The organism is Paenarthrobacter sp. E2MeOHC11 (assembly GCF_058744955.1).
On the sequence record NZ_CP196673.1, the window covers coordinates 4,058,812 to 4,080,488 of the forward strand.

Consider the following 21,677-nt stretch of genomic DNA (forward strand, 5'->3'; position numbering starts at 1 on the left):
TAGTTCTAGTCAAGATGACTTTAACTAGTGCTCCAGTACTCAATGGGGAGTGCTCCGGACGGCAATGAAGCGAGGTGAACGCCGTGAACACCAACTCAGCCAATGTCGCCGAGAGGCGGCTCGCACCGCCGTCGTTGGCTATTTCAACGGTGATCTTCGCTCTTCGCCCCAGTGAAAAGTCCGGCCGCCCCACGTTGTGGCTGCCGTTGGTCCGGAGGATCCGGGAACCGTACAAAGACATGTGGGCCCTCCCCGGCGGTCCGTTGGCCCACGACGAATCGCTCCAGGATGCGGCATCCAGGAACCTCCGCGAGACCACTGGACTGACGCCGCATTACCTCGAGCAGCTCTACGCATTCGGCGGCCTCCACAGGTCACCCACCCAGCGCGTTGTCTCCATCGTGTACTGGGCACTGGTGCAGCCCACGGAAGCTGCTTTGGCTGATGAGTCGGAAAATGTGCGGTGGTTCCGTGCAGACCGGCTGGGCGAACTCGCTTTCGACCACAACGCAATCGTGGACTACGCCCTGTGGCGGCTCCGCAACAAGATGGCCTACGGGTCCATCGCCTACCACCTGCTGGGAGAGTTCTTCACCCTCGCCCAGGTCCGCGAAGTCTACGAGGCCGTGCTGGACCGCCAGCTCGATCCCGCGAACTTCCGCCGACACGTCAAGGCAACACCGGAAATCGAAGAGACCGGTGAATACCTCCAGGGCGGGAAACACCGTCCACCACGCCTCTACCGCTTCACCGGCACGCCCGGCCTCGGGCCAGATAACAGGAGTACACCATGAGCAGCGTCAACACTGCCGTCCAGCTGATCACCCGCGAAGAAGCCGAGAAGGGCCTCTCCCGCGCGGGGTCCACGTGCAGCCCGGCCCTGGCCAAGGGCCCATGGGAGTATGACCTCGCCGAAGCCGTTGCCGGCGCCCCCGCGTATGGGCCCGGGGCGTCCAGCGCTGACGTCGCACCCATGGCTACTCCTCGGCAGGGCCAGTTGCCTGAGGAGTACAAGAAGGCCAGCGACGCCGAACTCGATTCCCGCATTCGGGCGGCCAAAGCGACGCTCGGGGACCGTGCCGTCATCCTGGGGCACTTCTACCAGCGCGACGAAGTCATCCAGTACGCGGACTTCGTGGGTGATTCCTTTCAGCTGGCCAACGCGGCCCTGACCAAGCCGGACGCCGAAGCGATCATCTTCTGCGGTGTCCACTTCATGGCAGAAACCGCTGACATCCTCTCCACTCCGGAGCAAGCAGTCATCCTGCCCAACCTGGCCGCCGGTTGCTCCATGGCAGACATGGCAGACGAAGACTCCGTCGAGGAGTGCTGGGAGCAGCTCGAGGAGATCTTTGGCACCGAACCGGACGCCAAGGGCCGCGTACCGGTCATTCCTGTCACCTACATGAACTCGTCCGCCGCGCTCAAGGCTTTCTGTGGTCGCAACGGCGGCATAGTCTGCACCTCGTCCAACGCCAAGGTGGTCCTGGAGTGGGCCTTCGAGCGTGGCCAGCGTGTTCTGTTCTTCCCCGACCAGCACTTGGGCCGCAACACCGCCAAAGCACTCGGCGTTCCGCTGGAGCAGATGCCCATGTGGAACCCGCGCAAGGAACTGGGCGGCAACGACGAACAGCAACTGCTCGACTCCCGGGTCATCCTGTGGCACGGATTCTGCTCGGTCCACAAGCGCTTCAACGTAGGCCAGATCGAGAAAGCCCGCCAGGACTTCCCGGGCGTCAACGTGATCGTCCACCCCGAATGCCCCATGGAGGTCGTGGACGCTGCTGACTCCGCCGGGTCCACCGACTTCATCAAGAAGGCGATCGCGGCCGCCACCGAACCCACCACGTTCGCCATCGGTACCGAGATCAACATGGTGAACCGTCTGGCCGCCGAAAACCCGCAGCACACCATCTTCTGCCTGGATCCCGTCATCTGCCCGTGCTCCACCATGTACCGCATCCACCCCGGCTACCTCGCCTGGGTCCTGGAGGAACTCGTGGAAGGACGTGTCGTCAACCGCATCACCGTGGATGACTCCGTGCAGGACAACGCCAAGATTGCGCTGGAGCGCATGCTGGCAGCCAAGCCGGCCTAACCAAACCGGCACATCACAGCGGACTAGCCGAATCGAGCGTCACATGACTACAGCGAGCGTTGCTGGAGGGCCTGCCCCCCAACGTCTGATCGTCGTCGGAAGCGGCATCGCGGGACTTTACGCTGCGCTTCTTGCCGCGGACGCCGGTGCGGACGTTGTGCTGCTGACCAAGGGTGCGCTCGCGGACAGCAACACCTACTACGCCCAGGGCGGCATTTCGGCCGTCCTGGACGAGCCGGCCCCCGGTGACACGGTGGCCGCACACATCGCGGACACCCTCAAAGCCGGTGCGGGGCACTGCAACGAAGAGGCAGTAAGGGTGTTGTGCACCGAGGCGCGGTTGGATATCGCCGGGCTGGGGCGGTTCGGCGTCCGGTTCGACCTCGACGACGACGGAGACCCCGCCTTGGGCCTCGAGGCGGCACACTCCGCCCCACGAATCCTGCATGCCGGCGGCGACGCTACCGGTGCCGGGGTGGCGGCCGCGCTGATAAAGACAGTCCTGGACTTCCAGGCGGCAGGCAAGATCCAGGTCATCGGGCACGCCCAGGTGACATCGCTCTCGCTGGGCGGAGAGCAAGGTGGCCGTGTGGTGGGAGCGAATTTCCTCCACGACGGACGCCACCTCGGCGTCCACGGCGACTCCGTCCTGCTTGCTACAGGGGGAGCCGGGCAGCTTTTCGCCCAAACCACCAACCCCGCAGTGGCCACAGCGGATGGCCTGGCGCTCGCATGGCGTGTCGGAGCCGCCGTTGCTGACCTGGAATTCTTCCAGTTCCACCCAACCTGCATGGTGCTCCCGGACGAGGCCCGGGAAGCAGAAGGCAATAACGACCCCCTGCTGATTTCAGAAGCAGTGCGGGGCGAGGGCGCCATCCTCCTGGACGCCAAAGGGCATCGCTTCATGCCCGACTACCACCCTGATGCAGAACTGGCACCCCGGGACGTCGTCTCCCGCAGCATCGCACTGCACTTGGCAAAACTCGGCGACCCCAACGGCCACGTGTTCCTTGATGCCACCGTGATCGAAGAACAGCGGGGCGGAGGATTCCTGGCCAAGCGCTTCCCAACCCTGAGCAAACGGACCCGCCAAGCCGGAGTCGACTGGACCCGGGACCTCGTTCCCGTTGCACCCGCGGCTCATTACTGGATGGGCGGAGTGGTCACCGACCTCTACGGCCGGACGTCCGTTCCAGGGCTGCTGGCGGCCGGTGAAGTGGCCTGTACCGGGGTGCAAGGGGCCAACCGCTTGGCGAGCAACTCCCTCCTTGAAGGCCTGGTGTTCGGGCGGCGGGCTGTGGAGGGGTTCCTTGGGCGCAGTTCCACAGTTCCCTTGGCGCCTGCGCTCGCACCTGCGCTCGCACCTGCGCTCGCCCGAGGGCACGACGTTGTCCAAAAGCCGGTTTCCTGGGAGTTTGAGTCTTTGCCGGGGCCGGGTGCCCTTGAGGCCTCATTTGCGCAGGCGGGCGCGTTTTCGCGGGAAGCTCTGCGGCGGTTGATGACAGCCAAGGCCGGGGTTTTGCGTGACGGCCCTTTGCTTCGTGAAGCCGGCGTAACGTTGGCTGCTTGGGCGGGGGATGTCCTGCCGTTGAACGAGCCGGAGTCCTTGGATGTCCGGGAGCATGAGGATTCCAATGTGCTGCTGGCGGCGCAACTGCTCGTTCATGCGGCGCGGGAGCGGAAGGCGTCGCTGGGGGCGCATTACCGCAGCGACAGCGTGGCGGAACCAGCCGCCGTCGACGACTTTGACAAGCGTTACACCCTGAGCCGGAAAGTGAGCCTCGTCCATGACTAACCTGACCCTCCCCGCAGCCCCTGTCCGGGACATCCTGGAACGGGCATTTGCTGAGGACGCACCCAGCGGCGACATCACCTCGCAGCTGCTGATCCCCGCCGACGCCCGGGCAACCGCCGTGCTGAATGCGCGCGTCGCCGGCGTCTTCAGCGGAGGCACCGTGTTCCGCGACGCCATGAAGCTGGTGGACCCGGAGACCGAGGTGGAACTGCTCCTCGCCGACGGCGAAGCGTTCGACGCCGGAACCCACCTCGCCCGGGTCAGCGGAAGGGCCCGGTCGGTGTTGCTCGCCGAAAGGGTCGGCCTGAACCTGGTGCAACGGATGAGCGCCATCGCCACCAAGACGGCCGAATTCGTGAGGCTTGTCGAAGGGACCAGGGCCCGGATCACCGACACCCGCAAGACCACGCCAGGCCTTCGTGTCCTGGAACGCTATGCAGTCCGTTGTGGTGGGGGAGCGAACCACCGTTACAGCCTCTCTGACGCGGTCCTGGCCAAGGACAACCACTTGGCTGTCATGACCGGGGGCGACTCCACCAAGCTGACCGGGCTGCTGGTTGCCGCCAAGGCCCAGCTTGGCCACACCACGCACTTCGAAGTGGAAGTGGACAGGGCCGAGCAGATCGAACCCGTGCTGGCGGCCGGTGTGGACACCATCATGCTGGACAACTTCTCCCTTGAGGAGCTCAGGGCCGGGGTCAAGCAGGTGGACGGGCGGGCCATCGTGGAAGCAAGCGGCAACGTGAACATCAGCACAGTCACCGAAATCGCTGCCGCCGGTGTTGACGTCATCTCCGTTGGAGGACTGACCCACAGCGTGAGCGCCCTGGACCTGGGCCTCGATGTCGTCTTGAAGGCGGCCTGACGCCCCCATGATCTTCCTCGACGCCGCAGCCACCACTCCAGTACGCCGCGAGGCCCTTGAGGCGATGTGGCCGTACCTGAGCGGTGAGTTCGGCAACCCCTCCAGCCACCACAGCCTAGGCGAAGCGGCAGCAGTTGCGCTCGCAGGGGCGCGTTCCGGCGTCGCGAAGGTCCTGGGTTGTCGGGCCAGCGAGGTGACGTTCACTTCCGGAGGCACGGAAGCGGACAACCTTGCCGTTAAGGGCATTGCCCTGGCCCGGCAGTTGGCTGACCCCTCGTTGAACCGGGTGGTGATCAGCGCCATCGAGCATCCCGCGGTGGAGGAGTCGGCCCGCTACCTCGAACGTGTGCACGGCTTCGCTGTGGACGTGCTGCCGGTGGATCGGGAGGGCTTGGTTTCGGTGGACGGCTTGCGGGCCGTAATGCGGCCCGAAACAGCGTTGGTGAGCATCATGTATGCGAACAATGAGATCGGAACCGTCCAGCCAATCGCATCCCTGGCGCCCGTGGCGCGGGAACACGGCGTCCCGTTCCATACGGATGCGGTCCAGGCTGCCGGGTGGTTGCCCCTGGACGTCAAGGCGCTGGGCGTGGACGCTTTGAGTATTTCCGGACATAAACTTGGCGCGCCCAAGGGATCCGGTGTCTTGTTCACCAAGGGCCGTTTGCGGGTGGAGCCTTTGGTCCACGGTGGGGGCCAGGAACGAGCAAGGCGCTCAGGTACGGAGAACGTGGCCGGAGCTGTGGCGCTGTCCACGGCGCTGGGGTTGTCCCATGCTGAGCAGCCGGAGCAGGCAGCACGGGTTTCGGGTTTGAGGGACCAGTTCATCGACCAGGTCCTCGCCACCGTACCCGATGCCTTGCTGACGGGGCACCGCAGCCAGCGTCTGCCCTCAGTGGCGTCGTTCTGCTTTCCGGGCACCAGCGGCGAGTCGGTGTTGCTTGAACTGGAGCGCCTTGGCGTGGTGTGCTCCAGTGGCTCCGCATGCGCCGCAGGATCCGACGCGCCCTCGCCAGTGCTGGTGGCACTTGGCATCGCCCCTGAAACGGCCCAGACGGCTGTCCGCTTCAGCTTCACCTCAACAGTGACCGACGCTGAACTGAACGAGGCCGCCGCTGCCGTGGAAACCGCCGTCGGGCGTGTCCGGAATCTGGCGTCCCCGCAAGCGGGTTAGCTACACGTGCCGTGCGCGCCGGAAGATCCAGTGCCGCAGCAGGGTAAACCGGACCGCGGTGGCGACGAACCCGGACAACGTGGTGGTCCACAGTTCCTCGGTGACAGTAGCTTCCGGACGGAAGAGATGCAGTATGCCGAGGCTGCCTCCGGTGATCACCAGGGCAATGGCGATCACCATGACCCCACTCAGGTGATCCTGGACGCGTTTCTTCCTACCGGTGATCTTGAAGGTCAAGCGGCGGTTCAGCGCCGTGTTCATCAATGAGGTGACGATCAGGGCCACGGCATTCGCCAACTGTGGATCAATCCAGGGACGCAGCAACGCATAGATGGCCAGCGAACTGGCAGTACACACAATTCCGACGCCGGTGAAGCGGATCAGTTGCCGCACCACCGGGTACTTGAGGACTCCGCGGTGTCGTCGGCGCGGTGGTTTCTGTGGGGGAGACGGCCGTAGCTCAGTGGCATCCGCGGCTGTCTCCATGGGTTAAGCCTGACACACTATGCCGGCGTGACCTCCCAGGAAGCGCCCGTGACGGGGTTCCGGAGCTCACCGATTCCTTCAACCCGGCATACAACAGTGTCGCCTGGTTGGATGCGGGCGCACTCGGCGGGGAAGCCTGTGAGCACCAGATCGCCGGGCTGAAGCGTCATGAACGAGGTCAGGTACACCATGATTTCGTCCACTTTCCAGCCGAGGTCCGCTGAACTGGCGGTTTTTAGTTCGGTGCCGTTGTGGACGATCCCGATCTCCAGGTTCGCGTCATCCAGGTCCGTGACCATCCACGGACCCGTGGGCGTGAACGTGTCCTGGCTTTTGGCGCTGATCCAGAGTTCGTCCGTCTTTTGAAGGTCCCTTGCCGAGACGTCGTTGCCGATGGTGTAGCCAAGGATTGCCGAACGCGCTGTTTCCAGCGTCAAGCCACGGGCGGTACTGCCGACGACGACGGTCAGTTCGGCTTCCGGGTCCACATAGCCAACGGTGGAGCTCAGTTGGATCGCCTCGCCGGGTCCGATGACGCTCGAGGCCGCTTTGTGGAAAGCCTGTGGCGGCAAGTCCCGGCCCGGCTGCCCGGTGTTGTGGGCCATGCCGAAGACGTTGACGGGGACTGATGGGGCCAGGAAGGTAAAAGCGTCTTCACTGACTGTTGCGCCGGTTTCCCAACCGGGACGGGAAGGGCTGCTTGCGTTGGCCCGTGAAGCCGGGAATGGAGAGTCGATGACGATCCATACCTTGCCCGCGTGCGTGTCGAAGTCTTCAGCATCATTGGCCACGAAGAATTGCTCGTCTTGGGGTTGACCGGCCATGGGCGGGGCAGCTGCAGGCCGGACACGGGCGATGCGACGGGGAAGGGGTGAAGTCATGATGACATCCTACGTCCTCCGCGCGTGGTGCCCGAGTGTTGCGAGGCCCGGTTTACGCCTTAAGACGTTCGCTTGGCATGCAGAGCGGGCCCCGCAACGCATCAGGTGAGCGGGGCCGACCCGAACGCAACACTGAAGCGGTCGCACCAGAGCACCACAGACGTCAGCCCTGCAACGTCGGTTCCTGCAGGAATGGCGTAATTGTGGTTGCCGTGCGTGGCTTTAATGGCACCGAGGTCCACATAGCGGCCGGAGCGGTACTTGAACCAGTCGCCCCCGGCCTCCAGGCTGCTGAGCCAAACTTTGACGTCAGGCCCATCGCTGCTGGCCAGATTCTCCAAGCGGAGCAGATGGCTTCCATCCGGGAGCTTCAGCAACTGGGCCGCGCCGGTTGTCTCATGTTCCTGCGATTCGAAGGTGCCCGAGCTGACAACCACGGGTCCGTCCGCCGCCGGGGTTTCAACCTCTGCGGCCTTAACCTCTGGCGGCACGCTCGTGGACACCGGGGCGGCCGGCAGTGCTTCGTCCAGGCTGCTGCTGGTGAAGAGCCGCCATGGTTGGAAGAGGGCAGCCCCGACCACCACCAGGGATAGGAGTACCAGGCCTGCCACCGCAGCGAGGGTCCTGTGGGCCCGGATCGAACTCCGCAATCGGTTCATGGTTCAAGGCTAGGCTTCCCAGCCATGCTGCAGGGGCTTCATTGCTTACAGTACGGTGACGCTGATTCAGGATGTGTCGCCGGAAGATACACAGGGTCGGGGCTTAGACTCCGATTCATGCGGCTGGCGATCATCGGATTGGTTCTCCTCGTGGCGGGTGGGGTAACCGTCGCCACGGGTGTCCTGCCGTGGCAGGAAGTGGCGGTCCTGGTGGACCGGGTAGCACCCATCCTGGCCTTCGTCGTTGCCATGACCGTGGTGACGGAGCTCGTCAGCGAAGCCGGCGCGTTCCAGTGGATCGCGCGCCATTTGCGCGGGTGGGGGCGTGGGCGCAGTGTCCTGCTGTGGTTGCTTGTGGCGCTGTTCGCCACCCTGAGCACCGTGTTCCTGTCACTGGACACAACGGCGGTGCTCCTGACCCCCGTGGTGGTCACGGTGGCCCGCCAGGCCGGACTGCCGGTCCTGCCCTTCGCGTTGACGACCGTGTGGCTGGCGAATACCGCCAGCTTGTTGCTTCCCATTTCCAACCTGACCAACCTTCTGGCGCAGCACAACCTGGGCGGCATCAGTCCCGCACAGTTTGCCCAGCTGATGTGGGCACCGTCGCTGGCGGCAGTCCTAGTTCCGTTGGCCTTCATCGCGCTGGTATTCCGACGTGAACTTCGCAAGACCTATGCCCTCGATTCCGCCCGTCCTGCTCAAGCACCTTCGTCCACCGCCGCCCCCGACAAAGTCTTGCTCGTGGTCAGCGCGGTGGTCCTGGTGCTGCTGTTGCCGTCACTGGTGTCCGGGGTTGCCATTTGGATTCCTGCCACGGTGGCGGCCGCCATCCTCGCCGGCACGTTCGCCATCCGACGCCCCAAGGTGCTCAGGATGGCCCTGATTCCGTGGTCGTTGTTGCTCTTCACCTGCGGACTTTTCCTGGTGGTTGAGGCCACCCAATACCTCGGCGCCTCAGTACTGCTGGGACAGGTGGCAGGCCAGGGAAGCGGGTTCGTTGAACTGCTCAGGCTGGCCATGACGGGCGCGCTCGGCTCCAACGTGGTCAACAACCTGCCCGCCTACCTACTGGCGGAACCCTTGGCCGGAAGTCCGGAGCGAATGGCCGCACTGCTGGTCGGAGTGAATGCGGGACCCCTGATCGCGCCGTGGGCTTCCCTGGCCACCTTGCTGTGGCATGACCGATTGGTCCGGATGAACGTGCTGATCAAGTGGAAGGGTTATGCGGTGTTCGGCCTGATCGTGGCACCCCTGACCATCGTGGCGGCCATCGCGGCGCTCGCAGCTGTTGGCCCCGGAGGGCTGCTTGGCTAGCCCAAGTACAGCTCACCCACGGGAATCTCCGTGGTCAGCCGGTTGTCCGGGCCTGCCAAGGGGCAGGCCCACGCTTCGTTGTAGGCGCACGAGGGGTTGTAGGCAAAATTGAAGTCGAGGATGAATTCCTGTTCTCCTGCAGCGCCCCTGGTCCCGTGGAAGGAGCCCTTGACCGTGTCCAGCAGGTATCGTCCGGCTCCGTAGCTGCCGCCGTCCTTCCCGGCCGTTGCGTCGCGGAAGGGTACGAAGATACCGCCGCCATAGCTCCGCAGTCTCCATGCGGCCAATGAGCCCAGTCCAGGCAGCTCGAAAGTGCCGATGCGAACAAAAGGCACGACACCGTCAGTGCCGGTCTCAACGTTCATTTCCTGTCCGGCACCGTCAGGCGATAGGGCCGCGTGTCGGCGGAAAGCGGGGTCATATCCGGCTGTGCGCAGACCTGAGAAGGAAGCCTTCATGTCCGCCGTCAGCGCCGATGCGGGATGGGTGGCGAACAGCAGGTCCCGCTCCTGGCGCCAGAAAACGTGCGCATCGAACGGATTGGTGGCTGCAAGCTGCCGCACCTTGTCGTAGAGAGCGAACGTCCGCAGGCGCCAGTCAGCTATATCAACCGCTGACATAATGGGGATGTCGTCCTCGAAATAGTCCTGCTGATCGGGAGCCATACCCCCAGCCTAGTCCTGTGCGTGTCGCGGCACCGCCGCCGATAGGCTGTGGTCATGAAGGGCATCATGAACCGGAAGTGCGTTCCAGCGAAGCTTGCTGCCCTGGCGTTGGCGGGTACAGTGCTCGCGGCGACGACAGCCTGTTCCGCCGAAAACAAGGGACCACAAGTAACGTCCACGGCCACGTCAAAGCCGAACAGTTCGGAGTCCGGAACAGGAAAGCCAACAGAGAGCACGACGCCGGAACCTGGGAGCGCGGGCAGCTCACCGTCCGTGACGCCCGGTTCGGATGGGACGTCCACGGCTCAAGCCACCGCCAGCCCCAGCGCGCCGGCAACAGCGGTGTCATGGAAGACCTACACGGACGCTGCCAAAACCGTCAGTTTCGATCTTCCCCGGGACTGGATTGCCCAGTCGGCAGCACCCGAAGCCGGATCCTTGGCCGGAGCCGTGAAGGTGGAAGTCAAGGATGCGACAGGAAGATATATTGCCACCCTGCAAACCGGGCTCCCACCATCCACTCCCGTTGCCTGCCCTGCCGGACAGGGGCGCCCTTACGTAGTCATCAGCAGCGTGCCCTTGGACATCCCGCACTCCGACGGCCCGGACACCATTGATCCGAGGGTGGTCTTCAGGGTGATCCAGGGCTACAAGTTCTTCGGCTCCTACGGCATCACCAACATGGTGGCGGGGGCGGATGGGCAGTCCTGCGAACTCCGAAACCGAGTGCAGGGGCCTTCAGGGAAGGGCGACTATTCCTTCGGTGACGTGCCGGCAATCCATTCCTACGCCACTGACGAGAAGGTGGCGCCGGCCAAGGCTTTCGACACTTTGGACCTGGCAGCGAAGTACGCGGTCCATGGTTCTGAATTCGCCGATGTCCAGCGGATGCTACTGTCTCTGAAGGTCAATCTGTAGTCCTGCGATTGGCTGGTTCACACATATGGCGGCGATGGGGGCTTCCCGCCGCAACCCACCCCGGAGATCAATGGAACGCAACGTTGCTGCCACGCTCGTTTTCAAGACCGCAGCCAACACAAAGGTGGCCATGGCCATTGCTGTGGCCGGGAACCCTGGCTACGGGTCAGTGACGGAAACCCTGTCCATCACCACGGCCGGGATGGACGTTCCTTTCGCCGAACTCAGCGACCACCACGGAGGCCGTTTCCACTACATGGAGTTCAGTGAACCGAGCGAAGTGTCGGTGGAGTACCGTGCCACCGTCCATGGCTTTGGCGTCCCTGATGAGTCCTCTCCCATGGAACTGATCCGGTACGTACGTCCCAGCCGGTATGCCGAGTCTGATCGGCTCCTGCCCACCGCATACGCCGAGTTCGGCGGCCTGCAGGGAGCCGAGCTGCTCCACGCTGTCCGCAACTGGGTCAATGGGGAGCTCCGCTACGTCAGCGGTTCTTCGCGGGGTACGGACGGGGCCGTGGAAACGCTGCTTCACCGTAAGGGTGTGTGCCGCGACTTTGCCCACCTCGCCATTGCGCTGTTGAGGGCGAAAGATATACCCGCCCGACTCGCGGCGGTCTACGCGCCGGGCTTGAGTCCCATGGATTTCCATGCGGTAGCCGAAGCGTATATTGACGGTGCCTGGCACATCATCGATCCCACAGGTTTGGCACCGCGGAGGTCCATGCTCAGGATCACTGCAGGACGTGACTCCTCGGACACGGCGTTCCTGTCCACTGTGGGTGGCAGCCTGTCGCTCAAGACCCTCAAGGTGGGCGCCTCGGTCAACGGCGAGCTCCCGGTGGACGACCCCCGGGAGCTCATCAGCCTGCGTTAGTGTCCCGCCACGGAAGCACGGAGTTTTTCCGTCAGGCGAAGGAGCTCCTTTTGTTCCTCGGCGGTGAGCGCCGGCGCCACCAAGTGGGCGATGTCGCGGACATGCTCCCGGCCGATCGTCTTTTGAAGCTCACTGCCTGCTTCGGTGAGTGACAGCAATACTCCGCGGCCGTCGTCGGGGGCTGTTGTCCGCTCCACCAATCCGCGTTTCTCCAGCCGGTCCACCAAACGGCTCAAGCTGGACTGGCTCAGCAGCACTTTGTCGTTGATTTCATTGAGCCGGAGCTGCCCGGAAGGGCACTTGGAGAGCGTGAACAGGACGTCGTATTCCTTGACGGGGAGGGTTTTGAACGCCGGTCCCGACTGGAGCTTCCGCATCACCGCCACCTGGGAGCGGAACAATGACTCCCAGGTCTCGGCGGCGAGGCGAACGGCGGAGGACGCCGACGGGCTGGACATCAGGCGTCCTGCCCCGTGGCGCCTGCGGTTGCGGACTCGCTGACCTTGGCTTCCAGTGCTTCGGCAACGCGGGATGCATGCGTCGGTGCATCGGGTACGTGGGCCGGTTTCAGGGCAGCGTACTCCTTGCGCAGGACGGGAAGGACTTCCTCGCCGAAGAGGTCCAACTGCTCAAGGACGGTCTTCAGGGGGAGACCCGCGTGGTCGATCAGGAACAGCTGGCGCTGGTAGTCGCCAAAAGCCTCACGGAACGTCAAGGTCTTTTCGATGACTTCCTGGGGGCTTCCCACGGTCAGGGGCGTCTGTGAGGTGAAGTCCTCCAGGGACGGTCCATGGCCGTAGACCGGAGCGTTGTCGAAATACGGACGGAATTCCTTCACTGCATCCTGGGAGTTCTTCCTCATGAAGAACTGGCCGCCGAGGCCCACGATTGCCTGGTCTGCCTTGCCGTGCCCGTAGTGTTCGTAGCGCTCACGGTAGAGGCCGATCAGCTGCTGGTAGTGCTCCTTGGGCCAGAAAATGTTGTTGGCAAAGAAGCCGTCGCCGAAGTATGCCGCAACTTCTGCGATTTGCGGCGTGCGGATGGAACCGTGCCAGACAAAGGGAGCGACGCCGTCGAGCGGGCGTGGTGTGGACGTGAAGTTCTGCAGCGGCGTGCGGAACTTGCCGGACCAGTTGACCGTGTCCTCGTCCCACAGCTTGCGGAGCAGGCTGTAGTTTTCGATGGCGAGTTCCACGCCGTCCTGGATGTTCTTGCCGAACCAGGGGTAGACCGGTGCGGTGTTGCCGCGGCCAAGGACCAGGTCCACGCGGCCGTCGGACAGGTGCTGCAGCATCGCGAAGTCTTCGGCAATCTTGACGGGGTCGTTGGTGGTGATCAGTGTCGTGGCGGTGGAGAGGGTGATGCGTTCGGTCTGCGCGGCGATGTACGCCAGCGTCGTGGTGGGGGAGGAGGAGAAGAATGGCCGGTTGTGGTGCTCGCCCAGGGCGTAGACATCCATGCCGATTTCTTCGACCTTCCTGGCGATCGCAACGGACGCCTTGATGCGCTCGTTTTCCGTGGGGGTGCGGCCCGTGGTGGGGTCAGTGGTGATGTCACTGACGCTGAATACGCCGATCTGCATGATGTGCCTTTCTCCCTGCCCGTGGTCCCGGGCTCTATAAACAGTGTAACCCAAACTAGATGCATTTGCATGTATCGATGTCTGTAACAGGGCAGGGCCGGGAATTGTTCCCGGCCCTGCCTGTCAAGGGGTCAATCTGTTGGGTGCCCGCTATTCTCCGGGATTGTGGGCCGCCCGGCGGCCCTTGACCCGGGGGATCATGCCCGTGGTCCAGTCCTGGAACTCATCCGATGGATCCCCGGCAGAGCCGTTGCCCGACGTGGGCTCCGGCTTGTCCTTCAAGGCTTTCTGCAGGTCTTTCTTCTCCCTGCGGCCCTCCACCAACTTGTAGAGGACAGGGACCAGGACCAGCGTCAACGCCGTAGAGGACACCAGCCCGCCGATCACCACGATGGCCAGAGGCTGTGAGATGAACCCACCGCCGCCCGTAAGTCCAAGTGCCATGGGGGTCAGCGCAAACACGGTGGCCAGCGCCGTCATCAGGATAGGGCGGAGACGTTGGCGGGCGCCGTGGGTAATGGCGTCCGCCACGTTCATGCCCGGGCTGCCGTCGTGCGGCCTGCGGTACTGGTTGATGAGGTCGATCAGGACGATCGCGTTGGTCACGACGATGCCCACAAGCATCAGCATGCCGATCAGTGAGGGGAGGCCCAGCGGAACTCCGGTTAACAGCAGCAAGCCAACAGCGCCCGTGGCGGCGAAGGGGACCGAGACCAGCAGGATCAGCGGCTGTATCAGCGATTTGAAGGCCGCGACCATAATGACGTAGACGATCGCGATGGCGGCCAGCAGTGCCAGCCCCAACTGCCGGAACGACTCCGCCTGTTGGGTCGTTGCCCCACCGATGGTGGCAGTAACCCCTGCCGGCAGTTCCACGTTGGCCAGGCGCTCCTGCACCGCGGTGCTAACGCTGCCCAGGTTGGAACCCGACGGCGTCACTGTTACCCGCGCGGTCCGCTGCCCGTTGCTGCTGGTGATGGATACGGGAGCGTCCACCTGTTCGACGGCGGCGATGGACTCCAGCGCCACCGAACCGCGTGCGGTCGGCAGCTGCAGCGCCCGCACCGAGGCAATGCTCGTAAAGCGCGTCCCCTCACCGATCTGCACAGGGTAGTCGTTGGTGTCGATCCTGACGGTGCCGGCAGGGATGGGGCTGACAGTGGAGGCAAGGAAGGCTCCCACCTGCTCCTCCGTCAGGCCGGCGGCCACGGCCTTGGCCCGGTCAACCCGAACCTGCACCACCGATTGCGTGGAGGCCAGGTTGGTGGCCACCTCGGAACTGCCTGGCACTCCGTCCATGGCTTTGACCAAGGCATCGCTGGCAGTTTGGAGATCGGCGGAGTTCGCGGCCCGGATGGTGATGTCCACGGTGGAGGATGTTCCGAATCCGCCTTGCTGGGACCCTACGGTGACCTTCCCCGCGGCCCCCTCAAGCTTGGAACGGACCTCGTCCTGGAGTTTGGTCTGGTTCACTTTCTCGTCGGTGACAATCGTGAACGTGGAGTTGGATGAACCGGTGGATGTCAGGGCTGCGAAGCCCGTCTGCGCATTTCCGGAGGTGACTTGCACATCCTTGATTCCCTCAATGCCCTTGAGGGCGTCCTCGATCTTTGCGGCTTCATCGCTGGTTGCCTGCAGGCTTGTGCCTGCTGGCAGGACCTGGCGCACGGTCATGCTGTTCTCACCTGAGCGGCCCAGCAGGTCTGTGGCCAGGAGCGGAGACACGGCAATGGTCGCCACGAGGACCAAAGCCGCGGCGGACAACGTGATGACCGGGTGTTTCTGGGTTTTCGCCAGGATGGGTAGGTATCCGCGCTGGAGCCGGCTACGCTGCTCGGCCTCACGGGCCTTCTCTGCCGCTGCCTGGGCGGACGCTGCAGCCTCAGCGCCCTTGGGCGTGGAGGAGAGGAACCAGTAGGCCAGCACGGGAACGATCGTGAGGGACACCAACAGCGACGACAGAAGCGCGATGGTCACGGTCAGGGCGAAGGGCCGGAACAGTTCCCCGGCGAGGTCGCCCACGAACGCGATGGGCAGGAAGACCGCCACTGTGGTCAGGGTGGACGCCGTGATGGCTCCGGCGACTTCCCGGATGGAGGTCAGGATGGCGGTGAGCTTGTGTTCGCCGTAACTGAGGTGTCTCTTGATGTTCTCAATCACCACGATGGAGTCGTCAACCACACGCCCGATCGCAATGGTCAGCGCCCCCAAAGTGAGGATGTTGAGCGAATATCCGGTAGCGGAGATGCCGATGAACGTGATCAGCAGCGAGAGCGGAATGGAGACGGCCGTGACCAGGGTGGACCGCACGGACATCAGGAATACCAGGATGACGGCCACGGCGAAGCCCAGGCCGAGGAGCCCTTCCGTCGTGAGGTCCTTGATTGATTTCTCGATGAACGGGGCCTGGTCGAAGACCGGTGTGAACGTGGCGTTGTTGCCCAGTTCGTCCTGCATCGGCCCGATCGCGTCACGCACCGCGTGCGAGATCGCGACGGTATCGCCCTCCGGCTTTTTGGTGACGGACAGCGCCAGGGTCGGTTTGCCATTGGTGCGCGTGATGGAGGTGGCGGCGTCGTCCTCAATGCTGACGTCGGCCACCGCCCCGATGGTGGCAGCGCCCTTCGCCCCCGCCAGGGGAAGCCCTTTGATGATGTCAAGGGAATCGACCGGACTGCCTAGTTGGAGGGACAACGTCTTGCCCTGGTCCTCGATGGTGCCCACGGGAACCAAAGTGCCGTTGTTCTTCAAGGCGTTGCTGATGGCCTGGATGGAAGCGCCACTGCTTGCCAGGTCCGTTGGACGGGGCTGGATCAGGATGTGCTGGCTGGACCCGCCTGTCACATCGGCGCCGCGGACGCCGTCGATCTTCTGGAGGCGGGGAACGCTCAGCCGCAAGAGGTCGGCGTTGAGTTCGCTGAGCGGTTTGTCCGAGGACACCGCCAGATAGACGATAGGGAAGTCGCTGATGTTCCCGGCAATGGACTGGGGTTCGACGTCGGCGGGCAGCACCCGCTTGGCGTTCGAGATGGCCCGATCGATCTGGTTTCGGGCCCGGTCCAGGTTGGATCCGTACGTGAACACCATGGTGATCTGCGATACGCCGCTGCGGGACGTTGACGTGGTGGATTCCAGGCCTTCAACACTGTTCAGTGCTGTTTCCAGTGGCTGGCTCAATTGCTTGTCCACGACCTCAGGCGAAGCGCCAGGCATGGAAGTGACCACAGTGATCTGCGGGAACTCGATGGACGGAATAAGTTCCTGCTTGAGGGACCCCATGGTGATCACGCCGAACACCGCCGCAAAGACGGTGATCAGCGCGATCAGGGCCCGGTTTCCCAGAGAAAGCTTGGCCAGGCGGAACATTGCATTGACTCCCAGGGTCTACGTAACGATTCGTCTGACGGGAACCGGCCGCAGCCCCGGGTATGGCCTAGCTTTGGACGGCGTTGGCCACTTCCAGTTGCAAGGACCGGGCGGTGCTTGCTTCCAGTTCGGCGGCGAGGTCCGCGTTCTCGTTGAGCTTGACGCCGTAGCCCGGCATCATGTCCTTGAGCTTGGACTGCCAACCCTTGAAGTTCTTGGGGAAGGACTTCTGCAGCAGTTCGATCATGATGGGCACGGCGGTGGATGCTCCCGGGGAAGCCCCAAGCAGTGCGCCGATGGAACCATCGCGGGAAGCGATGACCTCGGTGCCGAACTGCAGGACGCCACCCTTCTGGGGGTGCTTCTTGATGATTTGCACGCGCTGGCCTGCGGTGATCAATTCCCAATTGGCGCCGGCGGCCTCGGGGTAGTACTCCCGAAGGGCCTCCACCTTGGCCTCGTGACGCTTGGCGACCTCCTTGATGAGGTATGCCGTGAGGTCCATGTTGTCCTTGGCCACTGCCAGCATCGGGATGATGTTTCCCGGACGGATGGACAAGGGGAGGTCAAGATAGCTGGACGTTTTCAGGAAGTTGGTGGAGAAGCCGGCGTACGGGCCGAAGAGGAGGGAGCGCTTGCCATCCACGTACCGGGTGTCCAGGTGGGGGACCGACATGGGAGGAGCACCCACGGACGCCTGGCCGTAGACCTTGGCGCTGTGCTGGGATGTGATGGCATCATCCGTGCAGCGGAAGAACTGTCCGGACACGGGGAAACCGCCGTAGCCCTTGCTTTCGGGAATGCCGGAGGCCTGAAGCAGGTGCAGGGCGCCGCCGCCGGCTCCGACAAAGACGAACTTCGCGTGGATACGGCCGTGTTCGCCGGACTTGGTGTGCTTGATGGACAAGTCCCATCCGCCACCTGCTGCGCGGCTGATGTTGGTGACGTCGTGGCCGTAGTTGACCTCTGCGCCGCCGTCCTGCAAGTAGGTGGTCAATTCCCGTGTCAGGGCGCCGAAGTCGACGTCGGTACCTTCAGCTGCGCGGGTGGCGGCAACGCGCTGCTTGCGGTCCCGTCCCTTGACGATCAACGGGGCCCACTTGGCGATCTGGTCCTGGTCCTCGGTGTATTCCATGCTGCGGAACAGCGTGTTGGGCTTGAGGGCCTCGTACCGGGTCTTGAGGAAGTTCGAGTGGTCATCGCCAATGACGAAGCTCATGTGCGGAACGGTGTTGATGAAGCCCTTGGGCGAGCCGATGACATTGCTGTCCACCAAGTGGGACCAGAACTGGCGTGAGAGCTGGAACTGCTCGTTGATGTGGAGGGCCTTGGAAGGGTCAACGGAACCATCTTTGGCTGCGGGGGAGTAATTAAGCTCACACAGCGCGGCATGCCCGGTGCCCGCATTGTTCCACGGCCCGGAGCTCTCAAGCCCCGCTTCGTCGAGTCGTTCGAACAGCGAGATGGTCCAGGTGGGTTCAAGTTGCTTGATGAACGCACCGAGGGTGGCACTCATGATTCCGCCGCCAATAAGGACGACGTCGGCATGTTGAGTCTTGGAAATGAAGGTCACGATCAATCTCCGTTAGCGGCGGCACTGGCTGTCACAGAATATCCCCGCGCAGACTCAATACTGAAATTGCGGGGAATCGTCAAGGCTTTAGGCGGACGTTTGTGAAAACTTCGTTGAGGACTGGTGAAGCCGGGTAGCTTTCCACCTTGTTGGACAACGCCAACGCGGAGATGGGGAAGGCAATCGGGACGGCAGGGACCGACGCCGCGATCTCTGCGTTGATGGCCTGGTACTGGGCGTTTCGGTCGTCGCCGTTGGGCATGGCACGTGCCCGCTCGATCTTGTGGAAGACTTCCGAGTCCGAGTATCCGAACTCAGCCCGGGTCTCACCGAACAGGGGCCCGAGGAAGTTGTCGGCGTCGGCGTAGGAGCCGTTCCAGCCCAGAAGGTGCAGGCCGCGGTCGCCCGCCGACTGAACCCGTTGCAGGTAACCGTCCTCCCAGTCCACCGGCACGGGCTTGATGTTGAAGCCCACTGCAACCAATTGCCGGCTGATCTCGGCGTAAATCTTCTCGGGAGTGGGCATGTAGGCGCGGGTGGCGTTCAAGGGGTAGTAGAACTTGATTTCCTCGCCCTTGTAGCCCGCCTTTTCCAGCAGCTCCTTGGCCTTCTCCGGGTTGTAGCCCAGCGAGGGGGCATTGTTATTGAAGCCACTGAGCTTGGGCGGCACGAACTGTGATGCCTGCGCCGTGTTGTCGATGAAGAACCGACGGATCAGCGTTTCCTTGTCGACTGCCATTTCGATTGCCTGGCGGACTTCCAGCTTTTCCAGGGGCGCCACTGCCTGGTTGATGCCGAGGTACATCACGGAGAAGGGGTCGCGTTGGATGATCTGGACACCCTTTTTGACCAACTGGTCAAAGGTCCCCGACGTCACGAGGTCGTAGGCGTCGATCTTGCCGTCCAGGAGGGCCTGCTGCCGCGTTTCAGCGCGATCGTAGGGGATGAAGTTGATGGTGGCTATCTGGCCCCTGTTTCCCCAGTAACCTTTATAGCTGGAGAGTGACACTTTGTTCTGGTCCCAGGCGCTGAACTCATAGGGCCCCGTTCCTACGGGATGGGAGGCATAGGCGGACACGGCCTGGCCATTGCGGGCTTGGTCCAGGACGTTGGCCTTTTGTGCTTCAAGGGCCGCCGGGGAGGAGATGGCGAAGGCGGGGAGGGTCAACGCCTGCAGGAAACCGGTGAAGGGCCGGGTCAGGTTGATTTGGACATCGTTGGGCGAGACCACCTTGCAATCTTTGAAGATGGAGAACACTGGTTCGTCGGAGTAGGCCTTGAAAACACCTTGGAAAGAAATCCCGGGTGCTTGCTTTCGGAGGTCCGCAGGGAAGGTGAACCAGCGGTTGAAGTTGGCGCAGACAGCGGCAGCGTCCAAGGGCGTGCCGTCGTGGAATGTTACTTCGGAGCGAAGCGTGAAATCGTAGCTGAGCCCGTTGTTGCTGTCCTTCCACTCCGTGGCAAGGAGGGGGGTGGTCTCGCCTGTCGCGCCATCGACGCCGACCAGTCCTTCAAGGACCTGGCGGGTGATCCGGTAGGACTCGGAATCGGCCGTCATAGCGGGGTCCAACCCCAAGGGCATGGAGGCCGTGCCGAAGTTGAAGATGGCCGCGGGCTCCGCGGGGGCGGAACTGCTTGCTGACGAAGACGGTGCCGGCCCGGGGGATCCGGTGCACGCTGCCAGTCCCAAAACCGCTACGGCAGCTCCGAACTGTACGGTCAGGCGCCGCATTTTGATGCTTGCCACTCTTGTCCCCTCAAGCCGGTTGGAAGTGCTGTGGCCGGCTTCGGCCAGACCGCATTCCAGTCTAGTTGAACGTCCTGAGTGCGCTTCCCAGCGCATTTTCAGGAAACCATCCCCACTGCTTGAGGAAAAAGACACCCCCGGTTCTGCAGAGTTCCGCAACCGGGGGTGTTCCGTGTGGCCCGAAACCACTGTGCTTCTTCACACTGTGCGCAAGGGGGGACTTGAACCCCCACGCCCGAAGGCACAGGAACCTAAATCCTGCGTGTCTGCCAATTTCACCACTCGCGCTGGCCGGCAGGCGTGCCGCCCTGTTGGGCGGACCCTGCCATATACCGGACTACATTGTACCCGCTACTTGTCCAGCTTGAGGTCCCGGCGCAGCTTGGCAACATGGCCCGTGGCGCGAACGTTGTACTGCGCCAGGGACACTTTTCCGTCGGGGTCGACAACGATCGTGGAACGGATCAGTCCCATGTAGGTCTTGCCGTAGTTCTTCTTCTCGCCCCATGCCGCGTAGGCGTCCGCGACGGCGTGGTCTTCGTCGGAGAGGAGTGGGAATGTCAGTTGTTCCTCGGCCGAGAACTTTGCCAGCGCCTTGGCGGGATCGGGGGAGATGCCTACGACGTCGTAGCCGGCGGCCTGCAGGGAACCAAGAGTGTCGCGGAAGTCGCACGCTTCCTTGGTGCAGCCGGGCGTGGACGCTGCCGGGTAGAAATAGACGATGGTTTTTCGCCCACGGAAGTCCGAGAGGCTGACGCTATTGCCTGATTCGTCCGGAAGGGTGAAGTCCGGGGCGACGTCGCCCGGGATAAGTCGTTCTGCCACAATATGCTCCTTGCTTTCGATCGCGATTTCCCAGTTTAGTGCGCAGAAGCCGCGTCTCATCCCCCTCCGCGCATATACTGTCGGCATGCCAGATATGGAGAGATGGCCCACCACCCGATTGCTTTCGACAGCTGCGCGCCTGGTGGAAATCTCGTGGAACGAAAAACTTAAGTCCATCGGCCTTACCCACGCCGGAGTCATTGCCATGCAGGTGCTTGCCGCCAAAGGTGCAATTACGCAGGCGGCGCTGGCCGAAGTTGCGCGGGTCAAGGCCCAGACAATGGGCACTACCCTCGCGCGGCTGGAGTTGCATGGGCACATCACCCGCCAACGCAGCGACTCCGACCGCAGGAGCCACGTGGTCACCCTTACCGAGGCCGGGAGCGCAGCCCTCGCGGAAGCTGTAAAGCTTGAGCAGGATGTCTTGTCCCCCGTAGCCGTTGATACCGCACGGTTGCGGGAGGAACTCAGGATAGTAGTCCGGGGGTTGGCGGGGCTGCCGGCTCCGGAAACGGAGTCCCCGGAGACTGGCACCGACGTACCCAAAGTCTGAGGAAGGCCAGGGTTTCCCTCTTGGGAAGCCCTGGCGGAGAAGCAAAAAAGGCTCCGGATCGTGGAAGACGATCCGGAGCCTTTTTTCTTGGTGCACCCCCCGGGACTCGAACCCGGAACCCATTGATTAAGAGTCAATTGCTCTGCCAGTTGAGCTAGAGGTGCAGCATTTCGTTGGGGGTGCTTCGGGTAATTCGCATTCCTCGGCGAGCTCCGCAACGACAAATAACTCTACACCACTTTTTGCGGGCTAATGACCATTGGGGGGGGCAGCGTGATGCATGCCATGTCATTGCTTTC

General features: G+C 63.2%; 19 protein-coding genes and 2 tRNA genes. 9 read left to right on the forward strand and 12 right to left on the reverse strand.

Features of this window, described 5'->3' with window-relative positions:
- Window positions 1-74 precede the first annotated feature (74 nt).
- The 5 genes from ACSSVG_RS18885 to ACSSVG_RS18905 are packed head-to-tail and all read left to right on the forward strand — an operon-like array spanning window position 75 to window position 5,932.
- Window positions 75-794 (forward strand): NUDIX hydrolase, encoded by a 720-nt coding sequence (locus tag ACSSVG_RS18885; RefSeq protein WP_089595490.1) that lies wholly within the window; start codon window positions 75-77, stop codon window positions 792-794.
- On the forward strand, window positions 791-2,098 hold the full coding sequence (gene nadA / locus ACSSVG_RS18890; RefSeq protein ID WP_231339982.1) for a quinolinate synthase NadA: 1,308 nt from the start codon (window positions 791-793) through the stop codon (window positions 2,096-2,098). Before ACSSVG_RS18885 ends, nadA begins: the two co-directional genes overlap by 4 nt.
- A gap of 43 nt (window positions 2,099-2,141) precedes the next feature.
- On the forward strand, window positions 2,142-3,893 hold the full coding sequence (locus tag ACSSVG_RS18895; protein ID WP_492415858.1) for an L-aspartate oxidase: 1,752 nt from the start codon (window positions 2,142-2,144) through the stop codon (window positions 3,891-3,893).
- Entirely contained in the window at window positions 3,886-4,758 is an 873-nt protein-coding gene (gene nadC / locus ACSSVG_RS18900) for a carboxylating nicotinate-nucleotide diphosphorylase (protein WP_231339980.1), read from the forward strand. Before ACSSVG_RS18895 ends, nadC begins: the two co-directional genes overlap by 8 nt.
- 7 nt (window positions 4,759-4,765) lie before the next feature.
- Entirely contained in the window at window positions 4,766-5,932 is a 1,167-nt protein-coding gene (locus ACSSVG_RS18905) for a cysteine desulfurase family protein (protein ID WP_492415859.1), read from the forward strand.
- Here the strand turns inward: ACSSVG_RS18905 and ACSSVG_RS18910 are convergent, their stop codons facing one another.
- From ACSSVG_RS18910 to ACSSVG_RS18920, 3 genes are all read right to left on the reverse strand, one after another.
- Window positions 5,933-6,418: a GtrA family protein gene (locus ACSSVG_RS18910; RefSeq protein ID WP_231339978.1), complete on the reverse strand. Its 486-nt coding sequence runs from the start codon at window positions 6,416-6,418 to the stop codon at window positions 5,933-5,935.
- Between the two features lie 17 nt (window positions 6,419-6,435).
- Window positions 6,436-7,299 (reverse strand): fumarylacetoacetate hydrolase family protein, encoded by an 864-nt coding sequence (locus tag ACSSVG_RS18915; RefSeq protein WP_231339977.1) that lies wholly within the window; start codon window positions 7,297-7,299, stop codon window positions 6,436-6,438.
- A gap of 101 nt (window positions 7,300-7,400) precedes the next feature.
- Window positions 7,401-7,958, reverse strand: a complete 558-nt coding sequence (locus ACSSVG_RS18920) for a DM13 domain-containing protein (RefSeq protein ID WP_231339976.1) — start codon at window positions 7,956-7,958, stop codon at window positions 7,401-7,403.
- Window positions 7,959-8,075: 117 nt separating this feature from the next.
- On the opposite strand from ACSSVG_RS18920, the gene ACSSVG_RS18925 reads away from it, so the two are divergent.
- A complete protein-coding gene (locus tag ACSSVG_RS18925; RefSeq protein WP_492415860.1) occupies window positions 8,076-9,272 on the forward strand; it encodes an SLC13 family permease in 1,197 nt (398 codons plus the stop codon).
- Here ACSSVG_RS18925 and ACSSVG_RS18930 read toward each other — a convergent pair.
- On the reverse strand, window positions 9,269-9,937 hold the full coding sequence (locus ACSSVG_RS18930) for a DUF1684 domain-containing protein (protein WP_492415861.1): 669 nt from the start codon (window positions 9,935-9,937) through the stop codon (window positions 9,269-9,271). The genes ACSSVG_RS18925 and ACSSVG_RS18930 overlap by 4 nt on opposite strands.
- A 54-nt stretch (window positions 9,938-9,991) precedes the next feature.
- Here ACSSVG_RS18930 and ACSSVG_RS18935 point away from each other — a divergent pair, with 54 nt between their 5' ends.
- Both ACSSVG_RS18935 and ACSSVG_RS18940 read left to right on the forward strand, forming a co-directional pair.
- Window positions 9,992-10,855 carry a hypothetical protein gene (locus tag ACSSVG_RS18935; protein ID WP_492415862.1) on the forward strand — a complete coding sequence of 288 codons (864 nt, stop codon included), beginning with the start codon at window positions 9,992-9,994 and terminating at the stop codon, window positions 10,853-10,855.
- Window positions 10,856-10,925: 70 nt separating this feature from the next.
- The gene (locus ACSSVG_RS18940) at window positions 10,926-11,732 is read left to right on the forward strand and encodes a transglutaminase-like domain-containing protein (protein ID WP_253468483.1); all 807 of its coding nucleotides are present in this window, start codon (window positions 10,926-10,928) and stop codon (window positions 11,730-11,732) included.
- On the opposite strand, the gene ACSSVG_RS18945 is transcribed toward ACSSVG_RS18940, so the two are convergent.
- From ACSSVG_RS18945 to bcp, 7 genes are all read right to left on the reverse strand, one after another.
- Window positions 11,729-12,190, reverse strand: coding sequence for a MarR family winged helix-turn-helix transcriptional regulator (locus tag ACSSVG_RS18945; protein ID WP_231339971.1), 462 nt, complete (start codon window positions 12,188-12,190; stop codon window positions 11,729-11,731). The two genes, ACSSVG_RS18940 and ACSSVG_RS18945, sit on opposite strands and share 4 nt — an antisense overlap.
- Window positions 12,190-13,314 carry an LLM class flavin-dependent oxidoreductase gene (locus ACSSVG_RS18950; protein WP_231339970.1) on the reverse strand — a complete coding sequence of 375 codons (1,125 nt, stop codon included), beginning with the start codon at window positions 13,312-13,314 and terminating at the stop codon, window positions 12,190-12,192. The genes ACSSVG_RS18945 and ACSSVG_RS18950 overlap by 1 nt, the downstream gene beginning before the upstream one ends.
- A gap of 150 nt (window positions 13,315-13,464) precedes the next feature.
- The gene (locus ACSSVG_RS18955) at window positions 13,465-16,680 is read right to left on the reverse strand and encodes an efflux RND transporter permease subunit (RefSeq protein WP_253468478.1); all 3,216 of its coding nucleotides are present in this window, start codon (window positions 16,678-16,680) and stop codon (window positions 13,465-13,467) included.
- Between the two features lie 67 nt (window positions 16,681-16,747).
- The gene (locus tag ACSSVG_RS18960; RefSeq protein WP_492415863.1) at window positions 16,748-18,253 is read right to left on the reverse strand and encodes a malate:quinone oxidoreductase; all 1,506 of its coding nucleotides are present in this window, start codon (window positions 18,251-18,253) and stop codon (window positions 16,748-16,750) included.
- A gap of 79 nt (window positions 18,254-18,332) precedes the next feature.
- Window positions 18,333-20,000: an ABC transporter substrate-binding protein gene (locus tag ACSSVG_RS18965; protein WP_492415864.1), complete on the reverse strand. Its 1,668-nt coding sequence runs from the start codon at window positions 19,998-20,000 to the stop codon at window positions 18,333-18,335.
- Window positions 20,001-20,206: 206 nt separating this feature from the next.
- Window positions 20,207-20,288: transfer RNA gene (locus ACSSVG_RS18970), tRNA-Leu, on the reverse strand.
- A 63-nt stretch (window positions 20,289-20,351) separates the two neighbouring features.
- Entirely contained in the window at window positions 20,352-20,825 is a 474-nt protein-coding gene (gene bcp, locus ACSSVG_RS18975; RefSeq protein WP_231339967.1) for a thioredoxin-dependent thiol peroxidase, read from the reverse strand.
- A gap of 85 nt (window positions 20,826-20,910) precedes the next feature.
- Here bcp and ACSSVG_RS18980 point away from each other — a divergent pair, with 85 nt between their 5' ends.
- Window positions 20,911-21,378, forward strand: coding sequence for a MarR family winged helix-turn-helix transcriptional regulator (locus ACSSVG_RS18980; protein WP_231339966.1), 468 nt, complete (start codon window positions 20,911-20,913; stop codon window positions 21,376-21,378).
- 88 nt (window positions 21,379-21,466) lie between these two features.
- On the opposite strand, the gene ACSSVG_RS18985 is transcribed toward ACSSVG_RS18980, so the two are convergent.
- Window positions 21,467-21,542 (reverse strand) — tRNA-Lys (locus tag ACSSVG_RS18985).
- Window positions 21,543-21,677: the final 135 nt, after the last annotated feature.